Source organism: Bradyrhizobium sp. CIR48 (assembly GCF_014198315.1).
Taxonomy (GTDB): Bacteria; Pseudomonadota; Alphaproteobacteria; order Rhizobiales; family Xanthobacteraceae; genus Bradyrhizobium.
The window spans coordinates 577,194-599,924 of sequence record NZ_JACIHG010000003.1; the positions used below are offsets into that span (position 1 = coordinate 577,194).

General features: G+C 57.7%; 14 protein-coding genes. 6 read left to right on the plus strand and 8 right to left on the minus strand.

Going from position 1 to position 22,731, the window contains the following annotated elements; genetic code table 11:
• Positions 1 to 775: 775 nt before the first annotated feature.
• Both GGD66_RS12715 and GGD66_RS12720 read right to left on the minus strand, forming a co-directional pair.
• A complete protein-coding gene (locus GGD66_RS12715; protein ID WP_183257954.1) occupies positions 776 to 2,047 on the minus strand; it encodes a serine hydrolase in 1,272 nt (423 codons plus the stop codon).
• Between the two features lie 78 nt (positions 2,048 to 2,125).
• Positions 2,126 to 2,815 carry a molybdenum ABC transporter permease gene (locus GGD66_RS12720; RefSeq protein ID WP_179733130.1) on the minus strand — a complete coding sequence of 230 codons (690 nt, stop codon included), beginning with the start codon at positions 2,813 to 2,815 and terminating at the stop codon, positions 2,126 to 2,128.
• Between the two features lie 1,164 nt (positions 2,816 to 3,979).
• Here GGD66_RS12720 and dctA point away from each other — a divergent pair.
• The 4 genes from dctA (at position 3,980) to GGD66_RS12740 (ending at position 10,204) form a co-directional block, all read left to right on the plus strand.
• A complete protein-coding gene (gene dctA, locus GGD66_RS12725; RefSeq protein WP_183257955.1) occupies positions 3,980 to 5,290 on the plus strand; it encodes a C4-dicarboxylate transporter DctA in 1,311 nt (436 codons plus the stop codon).
• 1,086 nt (positions 5,291 to 6,376) lie between these two features.
• Positions 6,377 to 9,052, plus strand: a complete 2,676-nt coding sequence (locus GGD66_RS12730) for a PAS domain S-box protein (protein ID WP_183257956.1) — start codon at positions 6,377 to 6,379, stop codon at positions 9,050 to 9,052.
• A complete protein-coding gene (locus GGD66_RS12735) occupies positions 9,049 to 9,732 on the plus strand; it encodes a response regulator transcription factor (RefSeq protein WP_183236253.1) in 684 nt (227 codons plus the stop codon). Before GGD66_RS12730 ends, GGD66_RS12735 begins: the two co-directional genes overlap by 4 nt.
• 46 nt (positions 9,733 to 9,778) lie before the next feature.
• Positions 9,779 to 10,204 carry a response regulator transcription factor gene (locus tag GGD66_RS12740; protein ID WP_409362367.1) on the plus strand — a complete coding sequence of 142 codons (426 nt, stop codon included), beginning with the start codon at positions 9,779 to 9,781 and terminating at the stop codon, positions 10,202 to 10,204.
• 920 nt (positions 10,205 to 11,124) lie between these two features.
• Here GGD66_RS12740 and GGD66_RS42030 read toward each other — a convergent pair.
• From GGD66_RS42030 to glmS, 4 genes are all read right to left on the minus strand, one after another.
• Positions 11,125 to 11,460, minus strand: a complete 336-nt coding sequence (locus tag GGD66_RS42030; protein ID WP_312014120.1) for a hypothetical protein — start codon at positions 11,458 to 11,460, stop codon at positions 11,125 to 11,127.
• Positions 11,461 to 11,499: 39 nt separating this feature from the next.
• On the minus strand, positions 11,500 to 11,883 hold the full coding sequence (locus GGD66_RS42035; RefSeq protein WP_283814474.1) for a hypothetical protein: 384 nt from the start codon (positions 11,881 to 11,883) through the stop codon (positions 11,500 to 11,502).
• Between the two features lie 516 nt (positions 11,884 to 12,399).
• A complete protein-coding gene (locus GGD66_RS12750) occupies positions 12,400 to 14,364 on the minus strand; it encodes a glycoside hydrolase family 127 protein (RefSeq protein WP_183257958.1) in 1,965 nt (654 codons plus the stop codon).
• A gap of 1,090 nt (positions 14,365 to 15,454) precedes the next feature.
• A complete protein-coding gene (gene glmS, locus GGD66_RS12755) occupies positions 15,455 to 17,281 on the minus strand; it encodes a glutamine--fructose-6-phosphate transaminase (isomerizing) (protein WP_183258080.1) in 1,827 nt (608 codons plus the stop codon).
• A gap of 1,012 nt (positions 17,282 to 18,293) precedes the next feature.
• Between glmS and gmd the strand changes: the two genes are divergently transcribed.
• Together gmd and GGD66_RS12765 are read left to right on the plus strand one after the other, a co-directional pair.
• The gene (gene gmd, locus GGD66_RS12760; protein ID WP_183257959.1) at positions 18,294 to 19,379 is read left to right on the plus strand and encodes a GDP-mannose 4,6-dehydratase; all 1,086 of its coding nucleotides are present in this window, start codon (positions 18,294 to 18,296) and stop codon (positions 19,377 to 19,379) included.
• Complete coding sequence (locus GGD66_RS12765; RefSeq protein ID WP_283814106.1) at positions 19,360 to 20,337, plus strand: GDP-L-fucose synthase; 978 nt, start codon at positions 19,360 to 19,362, stop codon at positions 20,335 to 20,337. The genes gmd and GGD66_RS12765 overlap by 20 nt, the downstream gene beginning before the upstream one ends.
• 317 nt (positions 20,338 to 20,654) lie before the next feature.
• Here the strand turns inward: GGD66_RS12765 and GGD66_RS12770 are convergent, their stop codons facing one another.
• Both GGD66_RS12770 and GGD66_RS41435 read right to left on the minus strand, forming a co-directional pair.
• On the minus strand, positions 20,655 to 21,797 hold the full coding sequence (locus GGD66_RS12770; RefSeq protein WP_179733117.1) for an MFS transporter: 1,143 nt from the start codon (positions 21,795 to 21,797) through the stop codon (positions 20,655 to 20,657).
• A gap of 456 nt (positions 21,798 to 22,253) precedes the next feature.
• Positions 22,254 to 22,682: a hypothetical protein gene (locus GGD66_RS41435; protein ID WP_246788861.1), complete on the minus strand. Its 429-nt coding sequence runs from the start codon at positions 22,680 to 22,682 to the stop codon at positions 22,254 to 22,256.
• Positions 22,683 to 22,731: the final 49 nt, after the last annotated feature.

Sequence of the window (22,731 nt, forward strand, 5' to 3'; positions counted from 1 at the left end):
ACAAGCCACCGAAGCGAAACACTTAACAGATACCAAGCAAGCGCTTCGGAGTTGCGGACTGGCGAAACGAGCCAACGAGCCACAAGCTGCGCCATTGATCTGTCATGCTAATGGTGTCCGGTTTTGGACGTTCATGTGAGCACTTCGACAGAGCAGCACGATGGTTTCACCACTGCATGGCGGCTACGTCATGCTCGCTCTTGCACGACCGCGACACTCACGTGTCATGCCGGTTGTTGAATAGAATTGGTGCAGTTGACGGGCACCGGACTGCCCTCCAGTCTTAATCAGAATTGCCGATTGCTGTCCAATGGGGCGTTAAAGCCGGTCATAGTCGCAACTGCGCAAGCAGCCCGCACGAAAGCGGCTGTCGAGCGACGAAGAGAAGCCGCAATGTGAGCCGGGATGCGCACACTGCCTTCGCTTTTTAGGTCTGGTCAATCCGATCTACCTTTGATTCAAAGCGCCTCTCTCTACGGCATCGCTGCAAGATCGTGGGCGAGAGCCTGGACGTTCACAGCCATCACAGGAGCGTTCATCGCGCAAGCCGACCGATAGCCATGTGCGATCGTCTTGGCGCATCGCGACACCAAACCCGCTTCCAAGAGTTTCTTCGCGATAGCGGAGGCGATCTCGTTGTTGAAGCACTAGCGCGATCCGCGCTAACGCGGCTAGCAGGTAGCGGCCCCGACTTTCAGTCGACATCGATCCGTAGTAGCAGCACTGTCTGTCGACTACCCAAAACGGTTGGCCGAGCCTTTCGGCGGAAAGCGGACTATCGAATTATTGCAGCATAGACGATATATTGGACTTGTTCGCGGTAATACTTCCGGATTTCTCCGGGCGCTGCCGTTCCGACCACCACGACGAGACGCTCCTTTGGGTCGCAGAAAAATTGTGTGCCGTAGGCGCCAGTCCAGCTAAACTCACCTGGATTGCCCGGAACCGCCGAGAGACCCTCGTTTATGCGTACAGCTACTCCGAGCCCGAAGCCGAAGCCGGCACGGTGCGCCTCCACGTTGGCGACCTTATTTTTGATCTCTGCCCCGAGGTGGTCGGAAATCATGTGGCGCACGGTCTTAGGACCGAGAATGCGCTGCCCATCGAGCTCCCCACCGTTGAGCAGCATTTGTCCGAAGCGCACGTAGTCACCGACTGTCGCAAATGCGCAGGCTCCCCCACAGTCAAACTTCGTCGGACTTTCGAGGAGCTCGATATCCTGTGGCTTTCCCGTCAGCGGGTCGCCTGGAAATGGATGCGCGAGGCGCTCGCGTTGCGATTCCGACAAATGGAAAGTGGCATCCTGCATTTCGATGGGCTTCCACAGATTGCTGGCAAGATAGTCGCCCAATCGCTGTTGGCTGACCTGTTCCAGGACAGCTCCCAGCACATCGGTCGAGAAGCCGTATTCGAATTCCGTCCCCGGTTGGTGCGCTAGCGGCAGCTTGGTGATGGATTCGATGAACTCCTGCTTATCGCCCCTCAGTGGCGGAGCGGCGAAATGGGGATAGAGACGCGAAACTTGGTCTGAGCTGTCGAGGGGCACACCATAGGTGAGCCCGGATGTGTGGCGATATAGATCGTGGATGTAGATCGGAGAACTCTGCGCTTGAAATTCTAATGAACCGTCATGCTGTGGCACTCCCACCTTCATGTTTGCGAATTCCGGGTAGTAATCCGTGAGCCTGGCCTGTAGAGGCAGCCGACCCTGCTCCATGAGGATAAGCCCGGCAACGGCCACCATCGGCTTGGTCATAGACGCAAGCGCGAACATCGCGTCGAGCCGCATCGACTTTCCTTTTGCAGGATCGAGTTGCCCGTACGCCTTGTAGTGAATCAGCTTGCCGTCTCTGGCGATTGCAATCACTGCACCCGGCACGCGTTGACTCGCGATTTCGCGAGCGAAGAACTCGTCTAGCCTAGCGAGGCGATGCTGAGAAACGCCGACGTCATCGGCCGTCGCTTCGGGCAGAGGCGCGGAGTGCACTGAGTGCACTGAATTGAAGCCAATTACAGCAGCCGCCGCGGTCATAACAAGCTTGTTCATTGTAGCCTCGCAAGGATTGATGGATCCGGCTTGCAATACTGCTGCTCGGTCGAGATCGGATATGTCCGGCCGGCAAGCCTAAGACGGTTCGGTGCCTCTCCTGGCACGGTGTCTGTCGATGAGGGATAAGGTGAAGATGGCCGCAAAGGCGAACATCACCATACCGCCGGCAAGCACACTCGCCTCGCGCCAGCGCGATGCTTGGACGTAGTCTACGACGTAGGCTGACAACACCTTGGTGCGCCCAGGAATGTTACCGCCGATCATCATCACGACGCCGAATGTGCCGATCGTATGACAAAAGCCAACGATGGCGGCCTTAACAAACTCCAATCGCGCCAGTGGCCCTCTGATGGTAATGAAGGCATACAGCGACGAAACGCGCCCCGTAGTTTCCAACGAGCGATCCCCTATCCCGACAAAGGCGTTACGGATCGGCTGCACCACCAACGGCAGTGCCGAGAGGACCGATCCGATCACGATTCCTGCGAAGGTAAAAGCGAGCGTGCGCTCGCCCCACAAAGAGGCGAGAACGCCACCCGGTCCGTTGGGGCCGAGCAACACGAGTACGCAAAAACCGAGAGCCGTCGGCGGTAGCACTAGCGGCAGGGCGATCAGCGTCGCCACCGCCTCGCTCAAAAGAGTCTTTGAGCGCGCTTGCCACCAAGCGAGTGGCACACCAATCACGAGGAGGATCACGGTCGTTACGCTGGCGAGCTCAATCGTGAGCGCAACGGATTGCGCAATCTCTGCCGAAAAGACATCCATGTGCGTCAGCCCAAATGTGAAAGCGGATCGTCTTATGGGCCCAGTAACCGCCTGCACGTCCGGCTCGCGCAGGTATGTGGCGCGGATCGCCCTCTAGTCGCGCAGCACTTCGTGGCGGCCGCCACATTCACGCGCGTCGTTTCTACGAGCAAGAGCAGCATCGCAAGTTTCATCGGCAACTCCTGTGACAGGGCCGCTTCCATCCATCTGACGGCGGCACCTCCTCGTTCGAAATCAGCAATTCCTGTGCCGCGGGCGAACTGTGGAGCGCTCTATGCGCAACGTGGGAGCAATTCGCATAGACGTCGACGTCGCTGTGGCGTGGACCTAACGCTATGTCAGATTTCTGGCAGCTTTGTTGCCGAGCAGACAGCGACAGCCGCGCAACGAAACGGCAGAATTTGATGCCGCCAGAGATGCCTATTTGGTTCTGTCGGTAGCTCAAACGCCGCACTCGCCGCGCCGGTAATGGAACGGATCGCAGGAAGCCTGCCCTTTGGCAGCTCGCGAACGATCTAGCTGAGTAATCATCTTAACGCTGCTTCTGCGACGCGGCAAAAGGCGCGAGGGGCCGAGAGCGAAGGTATCCTGCCTAATGCGAATCGCTAGCACAGGCCTGGAGATAAATGCCCCGTGCACGAACGAGCCTTGCCGCTCGCGACAACGCAGTGCATCGATTCAAGATTATTGGCGCGCAATCGAGCTCCTAAACAGGCTTCCATCGCGTGGATGAGTGCTATCCAAACTATCAATTTTACCAATGTCATCTACTCTTGCATCCATCTCGGCAGTCGGCGCATATCGATCACGCTCGGGCTTCCATCCCGAGACGGGACTCCGCTAATGCGCCCAGCCGATCAAGATACGCGTCTCGTTGCAACTTTTTGTTCGACCTTGCGAACGCGGGCCGAGCACTCAAGCCGATGCCGCCAGGAGACAGACGGTTTGTCCGAGACTGCCCAATCGGGCGCACTTTGGGCATCTGGTGCATATCTTGCTTAACGAGAAGGGATAACGCAACTAAACGCCTGCCTTTGGAACGACGCGCCCGCTCTCGGAACCGTCCTTCAATCGGACACGGCTAAAATGATGAGTCTCGTATGACGCCGTCGTCTCTCAACGACGCGGCGGCTCACATTCGAGTATATTCGGGAAGGAAGCGTCATGACCACCATGGCAACAGCGGCGCCCGCACGCGCGTCGCAAGCTTGGTATAAGATTCTCTACGTGCAGGTGCTGATCGCGATCTTGCTTGGCGCCGTGGTCGGTTGCCTATGGCCGTCTGTCGCGACCAATGACTGGGTCAAGGCGCTCGGTGACGGGTTTATCAAGCTCATCAAGATGGTGATCGCGCCGATTATTTTCTGCACCGTCACATCTGGTATTGCACATATTCAGGATGCGAAGAAAGTCGGGCGAGTCGGCGTCAAGGCGCTGGTCTATTTCGAGATCGTCTCCAGCTTTGCCTTGGTGTTGGGCCTTCTTATGGGCAATCTGGTCCAAATCGGTCATGGTCTTGCGGTCAAGCCGGATGCTGCGGCGGTCGCCAATTACGTCAAGCAGGCGGAAGCCTCGAAGACCGTCGATTTCTTTCTCAACATCATTCCCGATACCGTGGTCGGCGCCTTCGCTCGCGGCGATGTTCTGCAGGTTCTCCTGTTCGCGATCCTATTCGGCTTTTCGCTGATGGCGTTGGGAAGCCGTGGGGAGCGGCTGCGAGGCATGATTGACGACGTCGCGCACGCGGTGTTCGGCGTGATCGCTATCATTATGAAAGCGGCCCCGATCGGCGCCTTCGGCGCGATGGCCTTCACTATCGGCAAGTTCGGGCCGGCAGCACTCGGCAATTTGATCGGTCTGATCGCGCTGTTTTACGCGACGGCGGCGATATTTGTCGTGGTGGTGCTCGGTTTGATCGCGCGCCTCGTGGGCTTTTCAATCTTCAAGTTCATTGTCTATATCAAGGACGAGATTCTGATCGTGCTCGGCACATCGTCCTCTGAAAGCGCGCTGCCGCAATTAATGGAGAAGCTCGAACGGCTGGGCTGCTCCAAGCCTGTGGTCGGCCTGGTGGTGCCAACTGGCTACTCCTTCAACCTCGACGGCACCAATATCTATATGACACTTGCGACATTGTTCATTGCCCAGGCACTTGGGGTCGATCTCACCTTTGGCCAGCAGCTCACGATCCTGCTCGTGGCAATGCTAACGTCGAAGGGAGCAAGCGGGGTCACCGGCGCGGGCTTCATCACGCTCGCTGCGACGTTGTCAGTAGTCAACCCAGCGCTGGTGCCGGGCATGGCAATCGTATTCTCGATCGACAAATTCATGAGCGAGGTGCGCGCCCTTACTAACATCACCGGCAATGGCGTCGCCGCCGTGTTCGTATCCTGGTGGGAGGACGAGCTCGAGCACGCGACGCTGCAAGCTCGGCTCAACCAGCCCAACGTTTCCACCACTATCGACCCACGATGAGATAGGTTCCGGATCTTAACCGCCGCCATTCGAAGACGCGTCGAATGCAAGCGCAGCCACCTTTCTCGTAGTTCGAATCGACACAGCCGACTTAACGCGAGCCGAACCCTTTCACGCGCCATCTCAGTGCGCAGCCCTTGCACCGCGCCGCCCCCCGGCAGCCGCTCTGAAAAGATGCCAGCCGAGCAAAAGAGTCGGGAGTTTTCTAACAGTCATTTTCGAGCGCGTCTTTCGCCGTCAAGCTCCCGGCCATCTGAACGCTTCTGCGACATCTTGCCGTGCCAGATAACAGGACTGCGACAGAACGTGTCCGGTTGACGGACCTAGGTGTTGCTCCGCCTACAATTGCCCGTGTGCGCGGTCGCTGCGCTTGCCTCGTCCGACCAACGAGTAGCGAACTTGCTGACGCAACTCATCGTCCCTTGTTACGGTCCGCGCTGCCGCATTAGATCATGATGGGTGTGGTCAGCACGGATTAGATGGCACCTCGACAGAGCCGTGGCGGCTCGCACACGGCTAGTGTCGGCTCGGCGTCGCTGCGCGCGCTCGATTCCGGCCAACCACTCGGAGACAAGTCCTCCGCACCTAGGCGTGATGGCCTAGGGCATACAAAGCAGTCGCGTAACTTCGCCTTCGTATCTCGGCATATGACCATTGCGCTTTCTTCCGCATGACCGATCGCACCGGCGAGATGAGTGGTCCGGCAGCTTGTCTTTGTTCTTTCCGGTTGGGCGAGGCGCGCCTGATTGTTCCGGCACAACGTCTTGACTGAACTGCAGCCGCTGTCCTCGTGCGGCTGGCGTGGAGTTGTCCTCGGCTGCAGCCTCGAGCGCCTGCCCGGGGATATCGGCAGCGGAGGAAAGCAGACATCTGAGCGTCGATTGCAGGCGTGTCAGAGCCATATTGAAAGGTTTAGGGCAGCTATACGTACGTCTGTGATGCAATTTTTCTTGGCGCGTGCTCAGTTCAGAAACAAGCAATTGATCTCGGAAGCGCTCGCCAGCGGGTGCTGGTGCCGAGTATTGCCCTATTTTTGCCTAAAATGTTATAACTCTCCCGCCGGAGAACAGGCCGGACGGTGTCAAAATGCGTAGGCCGATCAACAGTTTAGAACGTTCAGCCCTTCAGTTTACCTTCGGCAGCATAATGCTGGCCGTGGTAACACTGGCTTGCTTGTACCTTCACGCGCATTTCGCCGCGACGGCCTTCGCATATTTGTTAGTGGTATTGCTGTTTTCCCTGATAGGCAGCTTCATCGCGTCGTCCGCGCTTTGCATCGTAGCCATCGCTGCTCTCGCTTACTACTTTGCGCCGCCGGCATTCAGCCTGCGAATCGATGACCCCCAAGACCTGCCGGTGGTTGTTGCATTCTTTATTGCCTCGATTGTCGGAGCGCACCTGATCGCAAAGCTCCGCCAGGAAAGAGAGGCTGCGCGTGTGGTTGCGGCCAAGCTCCAGCGGAGCGCGGCCGATTTGGAGGATCGCGAAAAGCGGTGGCGCGCCATCTTCGAGCACAATCCGGCCATGTACTTCATGGTCGATGAAGCCGGCACTGTGCTCAACGTGAATACATTGGGCGCGACACAACTTGGCTATGCTCGTGCTGAACTGATCGGTCAATCCGTGCTGGACGTATTTCTTGAGGAGGATCGCGCGTTCGTTTGCGAATGCGTTCGGACATGCCTTGAAGATGTCGGACAAACGCGCACGTGGGACGTCCAAAAAGTCAAGAAGGACGGCTCGGTGTTGTGGGTACGTGAAAACGCCAAAGCCATGCTCTGGGCCGATGAGCAGCCCATTGTCCTTATCGCCTGCGAAGATATAACGGAGCGGAGGCGGACCGAACTTGCCCTGCAGCGGAGCGAAGCACATCTGGCCCAGGCGCAGGAGTTGAGTCACACAGGCAGCTTCAGCTGGAACGTCACTACGGGCGAGGCCTTCTGGTCAAAGGAAACATTTCGAATCTTCCAATTAGACCCTCAGATAGTGCCACCGGGGCCGCAGCTCGTCGTTCAGCGCACGCATCCAGATGATAGGGCTTCGGTTAGAGAAATTATCGATCGCGCGATGCGAGACCCGAGCGATTTCGAGCACGAATACCGGCTTCTGCTACCGGACGGCTCGGTAAAGCACATTCATGCGCAGGCACGAGCGACGAGGACAGCCTCTGGTGACATCGAGTTTGTTGGGGCAGCTACGGATATTACGGCGGCGAGGCGAGCAGAACAGCAGCTGCGCCGCAGCGAGGCCTATCTGGCCGAAGCCCAGCATCTCAGTCACACGGGCAGCTGGTCCTGGGACGTCTACGGTCTAGATTTCGTGTATCGCTCCGCCGAGGTCGATCGTCTGTTTGGCTTTAGCCCCCAAGAGCCGGTATCGATCGAGACCATTCGATCGCGCATCCATCCGGACGACTTGCCGGGGCTACAGGAGGTGCAGCGTCAGGCGATTGAACACGAGGAGGGGCGGTTCGAATATGATTTTCGTATCCTTCTACCAGATGGCGGGATAAGACGCATACACTCCGTTGCGCACGTGGTGGTCGGCAGCGATGGTAATGTTAGCGAGCTGATCGGAACACATATGGATGTGACCGAGCAACACGCAGCTAGGGAACGCCTGGAAAACACACTTGCCGCGCTGCGCGAAAGCGAACAGCGCTTTCGCGACTACGCCGAAACAGCTTCCGACTGGCTCTGGGAGACCGGGCCGGATCATCAGGTCACTCACTTATCCGAGCACACCAGCGCTGCGGGAATTTTGGCGACAGGATTGATGGGCCTGCCTCGCTGGGAGATTGCGTGCGACGTCGAAGACGAACCCGAGAAGTGGGCGCGGCATCGGGCGACGTTGGAGGCCCATCTTCCATTTCGGGATCTCGTCTACCGCACCGTGAATCGGACAGGTTCTCCGATCTACGTCCGCACGAGTGGCAAGCCTTTTTTCGATGGAAAGGGCAATTTTCTCGGCTACCGTGGCGTCAGCACTGACATCACCGCTACCATTCGCGCCGATCAAGCCGAACAAGAACTACGAAAGGCACAGGCGGAGCTTGCGCACGTGACGCGTGTAACGACGTTAGGAGAGCTGACAACTTCCATCGCCCACGAAATAAACCAGCCCCTCGCCGCTATTATCAGCAACGCCGATGCGTGCCTGGGTTGGATGGGGCGAGAAGCTCCTAATCTTCCCGCCGCGCGCTCTTCGGTGGAGTGGATTATCGAAGACGCAATCCGGGCAAGCGAGGTGATCCGTCGTGTTCGCGCGCTCGCGAAGAAAGGCGAGATTGAGATGGTGCCGCTCGATATCAATGAGGTCGTCAAGGACGTCATTGCACTGGTAACACGAGAGCTGGTGAGCCACCGAGTGATGTTACGAACCGAGTTGACGGCAGGGCTGCCTACGATCCTCGGCGATCGGATTCAGCTGCAACAAGTGATCATCAATCTGGTGATGAATGGAATCGAAGCCATGGACGCAGTTACAGACCGGACGCGCGAACTGCTGATTCAATCATCGAAGGACGATGTGGGGCACGTCCAACTTGCCGTGACCGATTGCGGCGTCGGCATCGCCGAGAACGACGCCGACCGCGTCTTGGATCCCTTCTTCACCACCAAATCGACTGGCCTTGGAATGGGTCTTTCGATCTGCCGGTCGATCGTGGAAGCTCATGGAGGACGACTGTCAATGGCCCACAAAAATGGACCGGGCGCGACGTTCCAGTTTGCTCTGCCGCTGCATAAGGAGGCCGTCTCGTGACAGGACGATTTGACTCGCCACGTGAAGTCAGCAACGCCAAGGCCTCGACAAAGGCGATCGTCTTCCTCGTCGAGGATGACATCTCCATGCGTCGCTCGCTTACGAACCTTTTTCTATCGGTAGGGATGGATGTCATTGCATTCGGATCGGCTCGCGAAATGCTGCAGAGCACAATTCCGGACGCTATTAGCTGTCTAGTTCTTGATGTCCGGCTGCCAGGCTTGAGCGGCCTTGACTACCAGACCGAGCTAGCAAGGTTGAACATACATATTCCGATCATTTTCATTACCGGCCATGGCGACATTCCCATGACCGTCAGGGCCATGAAGGAAGGAGCGGTCGATTTTCTCAGCAAACCGTTTCGCGATCAGGAACTGCTTGATGCCGTGGTTGCGGCGACCGAACGCGATCGCAAAAGACGGGACGCTCAGCAGATCGTCGCGAACCTGCAGTCTCGATTTGAGACCTTAAGCCCGCGCGAGCAGGGGGTGATGAAACTGGTCGCTGCCGGCCTGATGAACAAGCAGGTAGCCGCCGAGCTTGGGCTGGCCGAGATTACGGTCAAGATCTACCGGGGACACGTAATGAAGAAGATGCGTGCACGGTCGCTGGCCGACTTGATTAGAATGACTGAGACGTTGGGAATTCGCGCCAATCGTCCTGAACAAACCCAAGTATGATTTTACAATTTTATCAGTCGAGCCCACTTTTCGCCGAAGGTGGCTGATGCTTGCAGCTGCTATTCCCCGTTCAGGAGTGCTCGTCTTGTCCACGCCTTTGATTTCCGTCGTTGACGACGACGCCTCAGTCCGTGCGGCGACAGAGAATCTTTTGAAATCGCGTGGCTACATCGCCCAAATATTTGCGTCGGCCGAGGAACTCCTGAGGTCCCCGCAATTGGACGAGACATCCTGTGTGATTACCGATGTACAGATGTCGGCTATGAGCGGCCTGGAACTATTGGCAGAGATGCGGACACGCGGTTACGACGCACCATTCATTTTCATTACGGCTTTCCCCGACGACCGCGTACGCGCGTCAGCGCTGGGCGCCGGAGCGATTGGCTTCCTCGCCAAACCCTTTACCGGACAAGCGTTAATCGAGTGCCTCGACAACGCACTGAACGCGTATGACGGCCGAGGCGGCATCTGATGCAATCAACCTGCGGCTTGAAATGATGTCCGATCTAAACGGTCCACAGGTCGATCTCGCCACCGATCAACCCCTTCGCGGTCAAACATGCTACTTGCTTTAAAACGCGAGCGAGAGGCCAATTGTTGCCTTGTCCATGCTTCACCGACTATCGCCGGTCGGCTACATTGGTGCAGAACAACCTTATCGCTGCGAGGGCCGGAAGGGCAGGCTAGCTCGACTCATTCTGTAGGTCGACGTTAAAGATAATGCTGACCCAAAGCAATCGACGACCCTAAGCACTTCTTAACTCGTCTAGATCGAGGTTATATACTCCATTGCGGAGCTGGAGCTGGCGCGAGAGCGCTCGACAAAGCAAGGGATTGGCTGTTCGCAGCCCGACTGCAGTGACGATGATAACGGAGCTTCGCCCAGGACAACCGCCTCGCGTGTGTGTTGAGGCTTTTCTGGTGAAAGAGCTCTGCACGATCCTCGTGCTCACGGCGTCGTTATATCGGTTGACGAATGCCGGCCGTCTTGTCCATCGAGCGCCGCTTCGCTGTACATTTCTTTGCCCACCGACACACGGCAGGCGCCCACGCCGTTACTACTTCGTAGGCCGCGATCTGTAGAAGACTTCTGCCTCCGAGCCGTCCAACGTGCTCGGCGCAACACGCCCGGCCCCTCGGCGGCCGGACGCACTCTGGCGGCACCCCATGCAGGTCCTCGCCGCGGCGAGCATTGCCGCAATTGCCTTGCGCAGTGAGCTCCTACTTCCAACGCTCACACAACCCAGCAACCGCTAGGCCAAGGAGCACTCTGGGGGCAGTCTTCTGAGCCAACTCAGAGGAACTCTCAGCCGCAAACGCTATAAACAGAGAGGAGCCGGAGCAGGCTAGATTAGCCTACTCCATCGGGCCCAATCACCGGTGATCTCATGGTCACATAAAATCATCCTCATAATCGTATGTTGGGCTCGCTGGGATCTCGGTATCACTACCTTCACTGTCGTCCGCTTTGGAAAGATACCGCGTAGCAGTGGCTTTTCGCTGCCATTCGCCGTCGCTATTTCTTACCCACTTGTCTGACTTCTCTGGGTCGAGAACCATGTTGTCGGCGTCAACCTCGATGAAGCCCATCTTTGCCGCACGGGCTCTTGCTTCCGGATTAGCCAGTCGCGAATTGAGCAGCGGCTGTTCGCCGTCTAGTCGAAGCTGGTGCTCGAGCAGGATATCGCCAGCGTTCTCGACAGGTGGATGAGCGACTTGAAGATCCACAGTAGAGGTAGTCCCGTGGCGTCCAGGAAATAGCTTCTTCTACCTTTTGACGTCGAACTCGGTCATGCTGTCGCCGCCTTCCATTCTTAGAAGTCGGACGCTCTTGTTGCCCAATTGGTAGTTGAAGTACCGCGCATTCTCGGAATCTCGGGTCGTCCCGTAGTCTTTGGCAACTTCTGCAGTTCGCCTCGCCTTGGCGGAGACGAAGTCGGAGTACTCATGGGGGTTGTCGGCGATGTACTGGATTTCGTCGCCGTGATAGGCCTTCGCGGCTTCTCGGAATGCGTGACGATCCTTGAACTCTATGATGGGAGGGGTTGAAACGAGCGAATACGGTCTTGTTGCCGAAGATGAACTGCCACTCGAGCCGGATTCGGCTAAGTGCATATTGGCGAACGCATCCGCAAAGTTGGCTGCGTCCATTTGCTCATCAGTTTCTGCAAAGTGAGAGGATTGGAAGTAGGACGAGCCATTGATCCGATTATGTATCGCGATTGGTGCTCCCGTCGGACATACATTTCCGCATCTAGTTTAGGCTTGGTAGGCCCAGCGGTGCTGATAGGGAGGCTGGCCTACCAAAACCTGACGCGGCCGCCCTCACGTTGGCTTGTCATAGGGCTTCCTTCTAAACGACACGGCGGCCCGCTCGTGCCATCGGCATTCATCAGGTTTGATGAGAGGCCGCGAACAGCTCCGAGGAAGCTCCTTGATTAGGGAATTTGGTTGATCGCTGATTGACCTGCCGACGCCAATCGGACCGTAATCTTTTCGGAGTTCCGCCGCGCCGCCTTATGTCCAAGTTTTCTTTTGAACGCCCCAGCGGAGCTCCCGGACCGCCTTCCATAGACTGGCCGATTTCCAGACTTTGAGCAACGCCATCGCCTGCCCCCGAGACGTAGTCTAATGTCAACTCGTGGAAGCGCGACCGCGCGTTCGGCGTCAACGCTCATTTATCCAAATCCGCATTTCGCCTTCGCCGCGGTTAGCCCAGCTGAACCACGGAATGAATGTCAGCCGCTGCGGTTCTAGCTGTCCAGGCACTTTGTCGTATTGATAAAGCGCTGCTTCTTCAGAATGCGGGTGTTGCAACCGCGCCCCGCCGGCGTGCAGCAAGATCTTGCCATTAAAGAGACCAGTTCCTTCGATAAGGGAAAACCGACTGTCTGCATTAAGCCAAATGTTGTGTAACTCGGTCCCGTTGTCGGCTTCCTCCAGACAATAAATTAAGGGGCCGCGCTGGATGGCCACCTTGCCGGCCAAATTGCGAAGTTGTGGATGACCGTATACGCGACGCACTTGCATTGGCAGCGATAGTTTGACGCGATCTCCCTGCCGCCACGTTCGGCGAATGTGCAAATAGCCCTTGCGCGGCTCCCAATTCACAGGCTCGCCGTTCACGCTCGCCTGCGGCGCGCTGCACCATTCCGGCAGGCGCAGGGCGAGCGTGTGGGCAATTGGCGGCGCAGATTCGACGGCGATCTCCACCTGGTCTCTCCATGGATAGCTGCCGCTTATGAGCAACCGCAGCGCATGTCCGTCCACGGATATTGCCACCCTATTATCAACGTAGAGATTTACATAGAGCGCGTCGGTGCTGGGCGTGTAGATGTAATGACCAATCGATGTGAAAAGGCGTGCGATGTTCGGTGGACAGCACGCGCAGCCAAACCAGCGTCGTCGCACCGGCGAGACGTGATTGTTGATGCCATTATACCTCAGCGTTTTGGGATGCACTTCGAGCGGGTTAACATAGAAATAGTGACGCCCGTCGAACGCGATACTGCCGAGAACGGTATTGTAGAGCGCGCGCTCCATAACGTCGGCATAGCGGCCGTCCAGTTCCATCTCCAGCATACGGTGCGCGAACATCATCAGGCCAATCGACGCGCAACTTTCCGCGTACGCCGTATCATTTGGCAAATCGTAATCGCTGCTGAACGCTTCGCCGGCGCCTTGCGAGCCGATGGCTCCGGTAATATAGATCTGGCGCTGGACCATGTTTTGCCATAGCCGCAGGCAAGTTTGGCGCTGCTGCTCGTTCTGGCGCAGACGCGCGAGATGAGCTACTGCCGTCATGAGGCATACAAAACGAACCGCATGACCAGTTGCAGTCCGCTGCTCCGAAAGCGGCAAGTGCGCTTGGCTATACGCTTTGCTTTTTATCATCCAAGGCGTGCTGTCGGATTTGAGGACGCAGGATTGCTGGCGCTTCTCGTACTCAATGTCGTAGAAGTGTGGCTCCCTGCCGCGTTGCTCCACGAAATAATTGGCTAGCGTGAGATATCGCTGCTCCTTTGTCGCTTCGTAGAGGCGTGCCAACGCAAGTTCGATTTCCGGATGGCCATCATAGCCGCGCAACTGATCGCGCTCTGGGCCGAAAACTGTGCAGAGGTGGTCAGCAAGCCTGCAAACGACCTCCAGCAATCGCCGTTTGCCAGTCCCCTGAAAGAATGCGACACCTGCTTCAATCAAGTGGCCAGCGCAATAAAGCTCGTGGCACTCCGTTAGGTTGGTCCAGCGCTCCTGAGGCGCGTTCAGTATGAAATAAGTGTTGAGATAACCGTCGCCGCATTGGGCGGCCGCGATCAATTCAATCAGCTCATCGACGGCATTCTCCAGCTTTGGATTTGGTGCCTGGCATAGCGACCATGCAGCCGCCTCAAGCCATTTTGCGACGTCACTGTCCTGAAAAACCGTGCCATGGAAGTCGCCCCTCGCAGGTCCGGCAGCAAGGCGGAAGTTCTCTACCGCGTGACTCGGTATCACCTCGGGATCGCGATCGTTTAGCACCTCCCATTGGTAGGGAATTGCCACTTCCCTGACCAGCTGCTGGCATTGCCCAATCAGTGGATCCGAGACCTGTAGGTTCTGAAGATCGACTTCGGCCACACTAGGATCATTCATCGCGTTCCTCCTTGAGTGTGGCGAACGGAGACCTGGCCAGGCAAGCCACCTCACCACGATTGTGTTGTTGAGCTTGTCGCCCAGAGATTTGCGGCTGCACCCGTACTCTCGGTGCGAGGCTTCAAAACGATAGAAATGGAGAGGCTGCCCCAAGGCGCCGCCCTCCCAGACATGCGTTGACAGCAGTCGGTCGAGGAGCGGGACAGCAAATCCCGTGCCCAGAATAAGGAGCGGTTCTTCTGGTCAACCAAATCTGCGGCTCCCCGTAGGAACCCGATGCGATCGCTGGCCCACCAACAGGATTTGCCAGTCGTGCTAAATCCCGCGTCGCTGCAAGGCAGGGTGGCTCTTGCTATACGAGCGGGTCGGCCGTCACTGGATTATATAAATGGCTAGTAGTACTCTCCCGCCGCTACAGCCGGGGTGCCGCGTCCTTCCGGTGCGGCGCCCCTGCACTTGGTTTTAGGCCCTCAACCTTGCGCGGGAATGTCCGGTTTCTAACAATCCATTTGATGACACGTAGCAGCTGGGAGGGCCGCCGCGGCGCGTATGGTCCAACCGGATTGCGTGAGCCGCTGCTACGCGCGATCTAAACGACAAACTGCACCTAAGGAATCGTCCCCGCTGTGGAAGTGCATGCTCAACGTGCCCGACATAGGGCAGATGAACGTAAGTTGTCGCGCGTATGCGCTGCCAGTGAATAAGCCGCGACGGAGCGGCCCGAAGCTGGTGTGTGTGCACCGACATGCTCGTCGGCTTCGCCAAGGTGGGAGGATGAGTTAGAGGGTATCTTTTGTGTACCGAGCTTCAGGTGATTTGGCCCTGCAAAGCAGATGGCAGGCTGGGTAACCGAGAGCCGACATGGATCTCCAATGGTCAGTAATTCCCACTTGTTATCAACCGTTCCTCTCGAGCGACAGGAAGGCACGCTCGCCTCCATTGGCGTTAGTCGGTTGACGCTGATGACGCAAGCAGGACTCTGCTCATCGAGCTGGACCGGTCTATGATTGACCTATCGATCCTGGGATCGCTCTCCTTGAGCTCGCCCACTCCATTAGTGGCCTCAATGCTTCAATATAACACTGCCGCCTCATTCCACAGTCACCGATTTTGCTAGATTACGCGGCTGATCCACGTCCGCGCCCCTTACGAGCGCGGTATGGTAAGCCAAGAGCTGAACCGGAATGGCATAGACCATCGGCGTAAAGGTTGCGACCATCTCCGGCAGCACAATGGTCATGAGTGTGTCCATCGTCGCTTCTAAAGCACCCTTAGAATCGGTGATCAGGATGATCTTGCCGCCCCGAGCCGCAACTTCTTGCATATTCGAGACGGTCTTCTCGAAGACCCCGTCATAAGGGGCGATCACCACCACAGGCACAGCCTCATCTATCAATGCGATCGGTCCGTGCTTGAGCTCGCCGGCCGCATAACCTTCTGAGTGGATATAGGCAATTTCCTTCAGCTTGAGTGCGCCCTCAAGCGCCAGGGGAGCCGATGTGCCACGACCGAGATAGAGCACGTCCCTTGTGTCGGCGATATAACGCGCGAGCTTCTCGATCTGCGGCTCAATCAACAGTGCCGCAGCAATCAACCGCGGCACTTCGATAAGCTCACGCACAAGCTTCGATTCATCGATTTCAGACAGTTTATCGCGCTCTTTGCCTGCTGCGACGGCAAGCGCCGCCAATACCATCAGCTGGCAGATGAATGCTTTGGTGGAGGCGACGCCGATTTCTGGCCCCGCCAGCGTCGGCAGAACGGATTCGCTCTCCCGCGCAATCGTCGACGTCGGGACATTGACTACAGATATCGTGTGCACCCCCTGGTCCTTGGCGTATCGCAACGCAGCTAGCGTGTCAGCGGTTTCGCCCGACTGCGAGATGACGATCGCGAGATCGCCCCGGCGCAAAGGCGCCTCTCTGTAGCGGAACTCGGAGGCTACATCGATCTCGACAGGCAAGCGCGCCAGCCGCTCGAACCAGTATTTGGCGATGTGCCCGGCATAGCTTGCAGTGCCGCACGCGGTAATTGAGATGCGCTGAATGGATTTAAAGTCGAACGGCAATGTGAGGGGCAGGACGACGCGCTTGGCCGCCATGTCAAGATAATGCGCCAATGTCTTGCCGGCCACTGTCGGCTGTTCGTGGATTTCCTTGGCCATGAAGTGGCGATAATTCGCTTTGTCTACAAGGAGTGACGATACGCCAGACTTTGATGTTTCCCGCTCGACGACAAATCCGTCTGCGCTATAAATCACGCACGTCGTGCGCGTAAGCACGGCCCAGTCGCCGTCTTCAAGATAGGTGATGGTGTCGGTCAACGGCGCGAGCGCGATCGCGTCCGATCCTAGATACACTTCGCCCTTGCCATGTCCGATCGCAAGGGGCGACCCCTTACGCGCACCGATCAAAAGATCATCGTGGGCCTTGAAAAGGAATGCCAGCGCGAAGGCACCGCGCAGCCGCGGCAGCGACGCTTGTACCGCATCCTGCGGCGAGTAACCCTTCTTGAGATAAGATTCGACGAGATGCGCCACCGCCTCCGTGTCTGTCTCCGAGCTAAAATGGGCTCCATTCCGCTCCAGTTCAGCTCGCAGCTCGCGGAAATTCTCAATGATCCCGTTATGAACGACCGCGACATTTTCCGTCGCGTGCGGGTGAGCATTGCTCTCGGTCGGCTTTCCATGAGTCGCCCAGCGGGTATGACCGATGCCGGTATGACCCGACGGCGGATAGCAGCGCAGCTGCTCCTCAAGGTTTCTCAGCTTACCTTCAGCGCGGCGGCGCTCGATACGGAGACCTTCGAGAGTCGCGAGGCCTGCGGAGTCGTAGCCACGATATTCCAATCTCTTGAGCGACGCGACCAACTGCCCAACGACCGGACCACGCCCCAAAATGCCTACAATTCCACACATATCGATCAATGCAGCCCAAGTTTAAGGAGTCCGACGTCCGCCTACAGGAACCCGGTCATGAAGTCCGCTTGCCTGATGGTAACGGGTGTCTAGTTCGGTTTTCGCGGCCGCCTGTATCGCCGCCGCATTCACAAGCGTGAGCTCTTTCAGCCATCATCGCTTCGCCCGGCTACATTCCGCTTTTGGCTGCCGATCGAGTACAAACGGCACAGCAGCTCTAGCTTGAATTTTCCTGTCTTACTGGAGACATTTTCCGGCGCGGGTTAAAGAGACTTATCATACTCAACCGAGGCAACTTACGCTCGGTCAAGGTTAAAGGATTGCCGTCGAAGCTCCATTGTACGAAAGTAAGCTCTCGATATCGAAACGTTCGACGATCTATACCAACGTTTGCTACTCTTTCTCACCTTGTCTCGCGTCAACCGTCCACTGCCTGCCGCGAGTTGGATATTGGCAACGGCGCTGATCGTGGTTGATGAGTCGACCTACAAGACTGCGTGTTATGTTCCGACGCTAATAGCGCTTTGTAGACTGCGGCTCTATGAGCAGGATGGCCGCGTGCTGCCTTGCATGCCGTCATTCCGACAAATGCATTGACGAATACGACCTCAGCTCGTCGCTCTCTCACGCCATGATGAGCCCACGCGAATGCACACATGCGCCTGAGGATGATAAGGAGCACAGACCAACACTTCTATCTCATTGAAATACCGCCCAGGGGCAAGCGCGCCCCGGGCGCACGTAAGGGCGTTTTGCCATCCATCTCGCCTTAGGACTATCGCGCTGCTAGGGTTACTGGGCTTCATTTTTGACGCTCAATGTGTTGGCACCCTTCAGTCCAAACATAAATCAATGTATATGGTGTGCATTCCTGCATGGTGTGTATGACTGGAGCTAACGATCGCTTTCCTTTAATTGCGGGTGGAGCGCGCGTGCACATCTAGATTTTTCGAGAAACGGCTTCGCATGGTGTTTCACAGCGAGGCTCTTTGCGGCGCAACTAAGAGAGACCATGGCGGCTCAGGACTCAAAGCGGCGCGTTGCGCTAATTACGGGCGTCACCGGGCAGGACGGCGCATATCTCGCCGAGTATTTGCTCGGTCTCGGCTACACCGTGCATGGGATCAAGCGCCGGTCTTCCTCGTTCAACACCGCGCGCGTCGATCATCTTTACCAGGATCCGCATGCCGGCAACGTGCGGTTCCTGATGCACTATGGCGACATGACGGATTCGACCAATTTGATCCGCCTGATGCAGCAGATCCGCCCCACCGAGATCTACAATCTCGCAGCTCAAAGCCACGTCGCCGTCAGCTTTGAGAGCCCCGAATACACCGCCAATGCCGACGCGATCGGCGTGCTGCGCCTCCTAGAAGCGATCCGCATCCTGGGCATGGAGAAGGAGACGCTGTTCTACCAGGCCTCGACCTCAGAGCTCTACGGCCTCGTGCAGGAGATCCCGCAGAAGGAGACGACGCCGTTCTATCCGCGCTCGCCTTACGGCGTCGCCAAGCTCTACGGTTATTGGATCACGGTGAACTACCGCGAAGCCTATGGCATGTTCGCCTCCAACGGCATCTTGTTCAATCACGAGAGTCCGATTCGCGGCGAGACCTTCGTGACCCGCAAGATCACCCGTGGTGTCGCCCGCATCGAGGTGGGTCTCGAACAGACGCTCTATCTCGGCAATCTCGAGGCCAAGCGCGATTGGGGCCACGCGAAAGACTATGTCGAAGGCATGCATATGATCCTCCAGGCCGACAAGCCGGACGATTTCGTGCTCGCCACCGGCGAGACCCGATCGGTGCGCGAGATGGTCGAGCTTGCCTTCGCGCAGGTCGGCCGCCGCGTTGAATGGCGCGGCACGGGCGTCGATGAGACCGGGGTCGACGCTAAGAGCGGCAAGACCGTGGTGAAGATCGATCCGACCTATTTCCGGCCGACCGAGGTCGATCTCCTGGTCGGCGATGCCAGCAAGGCGCGCGAGAAGCTCGGCTGGAAGCCGAAGCGGACCTTTGCCCAGCTCGTCGAGGAGATGATGGCGAGCGACCTTGCCGAGGCGAAACGGGACGCGGTCCATGGCAAGCGCAGCGTTTGAGCTGACCGGCAAGAGCGTCTATGTCGCCGGCCATCGTGGCATGGTTGGCAGCGCGCTAGTGCGCCGGCTGGCGCGCGAGGACGTCAAGATCGTCACGGTGGACCGGCGTGAGGTCGACCTCTGCAACCAGGCCGCCGTGTTCGACTGGTTCGCGCGGGTTCGGCCGCAGGTCGTATTCCTCGCCGCCGCGAAGGTGGGTGGCATCGTCGCCAACGACACGCTGCGCGCCGAGTTTATCTACGACAACATCGCGATCGCGGCGAACGTGATTCAGGCCGCGCAGCAAGCTGGCGCCGAGAAGCTGATGTTCCTCGGCTCGTCCTGCATCTATCCGAAGCTCGCGCCGCAGCCCCTGCGCGAGGACTCGGTGCTGACAGGCCCGCTGGAGCCGACCAACGAGCCCTACGCGATCGCCAAGATCGCCGGCATCAAGATGGCGGAGGCCTATCGCAGGCAGTATGGCAGCGACTTCATCAGCGTGATGCCGACCAATCTCTACGGTCCCGGTGACAATTATCATCCCGAGTACAGCCACGTAGTTGCCGCCCTGGTCCGCCGCTTCCACGAGGCGAAGCTCGCAGGCTCGAGAAGCGTGGTGGTCTGGGGCACCGGCACGCCGCGCCGCGAATTGCTCTACGTTGACGATCTCGCCGACGCCTGCATTCACCTGATGAAGACCTATTCCTCACCGGAACTTGTCAATATCGGTACCGGCGAGGACATCAGCATCGCCGAGTTAGCACTCATGGTCGCGGCCGCTATCGGTTTTCGCGGTGAGATCAGCTTTGATATGTCGCGCCCTGACGGCACGCCGCGCAAACTGCTCGACGTCGGGCGGCTGTCCGGGCTCGGCTGGCGTGCCACGACCTCGCTTGAGGACGGCATTCAGCTGGCATACCGGGCATATCGCGCCGACAGCGATGGACGGCACCAGAGTGATCTGCCTGTTCCGGAATAACGGGACAATCCTAGGTCGCAATCGGCGGTCAATGTCTAGCATAGCGGACTTGCCGCCCACGTAACGACCAACTTTGCTTCGCAATTGACAAGTCGTTCATTGTCAACGACCGGCCTCGGTCGGACGCCAAAACCCAAGTGACGCGGTGTATCCTACGTACGACGCAGCCAACGACTTGCAGGAAAAGGAGAATGGCCATGACCGAGACCTGCTGCCATGAGGTTGAGAGCTCATCGTCTCTAAGCCGCTAAAGCGCCGACCGCTGGACGGTCATTAGCCGGAAGCGTACTGGTGTCCCTTTCCTCTCGGCCAACGCCTTAGCGATGGTCTGTCATCATCATCCTCGCCGACAGCGTAACGATGGACATGAGCGCGCCCAACACCCCAAACGCCAAGCGCAAGCCAAACATGTGTGCGACGAGCCCAACGCCGGCGGGCCCAACGAGTATACCCGCATAGCCGACTGTCGTGATGACCGCGATCGCAACGCCCGCTGGCATCATTTTCTGTTTGCCGGCGCGTCGACAAAGCACAGGTACAACATTTGAAATACCCAATCCAATAAGCAGGAACCCCGCCATAGCAATCAACGCAACGGGCGCCGCCACCACAGCCAAGAAGCCTGTTACGATCGGCAGAGTCCCGAGCATCAATGTGGCACGGTCTCCGATTCGCGCCACCACGGCATCTCCGCTGAGACGCCCTCCGGCCATTGCGATTGAGAAGAGCATACAACCAATGCCCCCGTGCGCTTCCGCGAGAAGATCTCGTTCGACGAGAAGCAAAGCGCTCCAATCGAGCATTGCACCTTCGACAAGAAAGGTGATAGCCGCGAGCACAGCTATTAGCAACACGCTGCGATGGGGCAAAACAAACGATGGCCCCTGCTGCCCCGACCCCACCGCGAGCAACCCCGGCCAGGCCGATACAAGCGCGATCGTCATTAACGCCGAACAGACCAACGTCGAAAAAAGCGGGCCAAGCTGCAGCGACATTAACGAGGTCACGGCGGCAGAGCCGGTGAATTCCCCAATGCTATACTGAGCGTGGAAGCCAGACATCAATGGACGGCCTGAGTCGCGCTCCAGTTCAATCGCATGAATGTTCATTGCTACATCGATCGAGCCGAGTGAAACGCCGAAAGCAAACAGCGTAGCACCGAGTCTGACAGGTGTGTCGGCAATTGCAAGGCACGGCAACATGATCGCGAGTCCAAGTCCACCCGCGAGGATAATTGGCTTGCTGCCGTACCGCGCATTCAATACGCTGGTCGAAAGCATCGCGATGACGGATCCCGTTCCGAGACAGAGCAGCAGAAGACCAAGCATGCGGTCATCGACCGCGAGCCGCTCCTTGGCGAGTGGCACCAAAGGCGCCCAAGCCGCGAGGCCGACTCCGGCCACAAAAAATGCGAGCCGTGTCCCAAGCAGGCCGGCTGACCAATTACCAGGAAGTATCACGGGCGCTCCTGAGAGAACGGGCTCGCGAGCGCGACGCCCCTCACCCGGCGCGCATCGCCTAAAGCGACGCCATCGACAATGATGGCCTCAAGCCGGCATTCTTTATCCCTGCAAATGCAATGCCGTCACAAAAACAACTGGGACTACGTCACTAGGCGAGCGGGCGGTGATCGTCGAGGCCGTGGATACGGTGTTTCGGCTATCCCTTCCCGGTTAAGTTGGCCATAAGAGGGTGACAGTTTTTGCTGATCTGCGACAACGGCCGGAGGCGCAACGACTGAGGCTTTGTCGCAAATGCTACAAACCCCGCAAAGCCAACGGTGCCGGACGCCACTGTGTACTTGGCGCGAACACCGCCGTAGGTTTTCCGACAGCTCTTGCAAATCGGGAGCTCTCATCACGAGTAACGGCGCTGACTCGGGGGACCAATACAAGACCGCTATCACGCGGAAGCCGTCAATGTCGGCCCCGTACTTTTGAAATTCGATTATTCCTGGTTTCAGGCGGCCAGGTAGTTTCCATGACATCATTCGCGCCGCGGAAGAGGTCGGCGTCGCTCAGGTCCACGACGCGCGCGCATTCGATACCGAGATGCCAGCCGGCATCGTTCAAGCGCTGATATCCGCAGTTCGCCTCGCTCAGACCAAATTGGACTGGGTGGTAAGGAGCAAGTGTAGCAGGCACAGATCCATCAGTATCGCCGCCCCTCACGTTATAAGCCCAGGCGCTCTGCACTAGATCGAGCTCGATCATCACCAGCGACAAACCGACGCCCGCATCAAAGCTCATGCAGATGCGTCGAGATATCTCCGGATCAAGCCGGCGCATGAGGTAGGAGCCCAGCAGGATGTCAAGCATGACACTGGGTATAAAAAAATAGAGCAAGCTGCCGCTCTCGGGAACGAGCCAAGGTGATAGTAGACGAAGGGGGGCA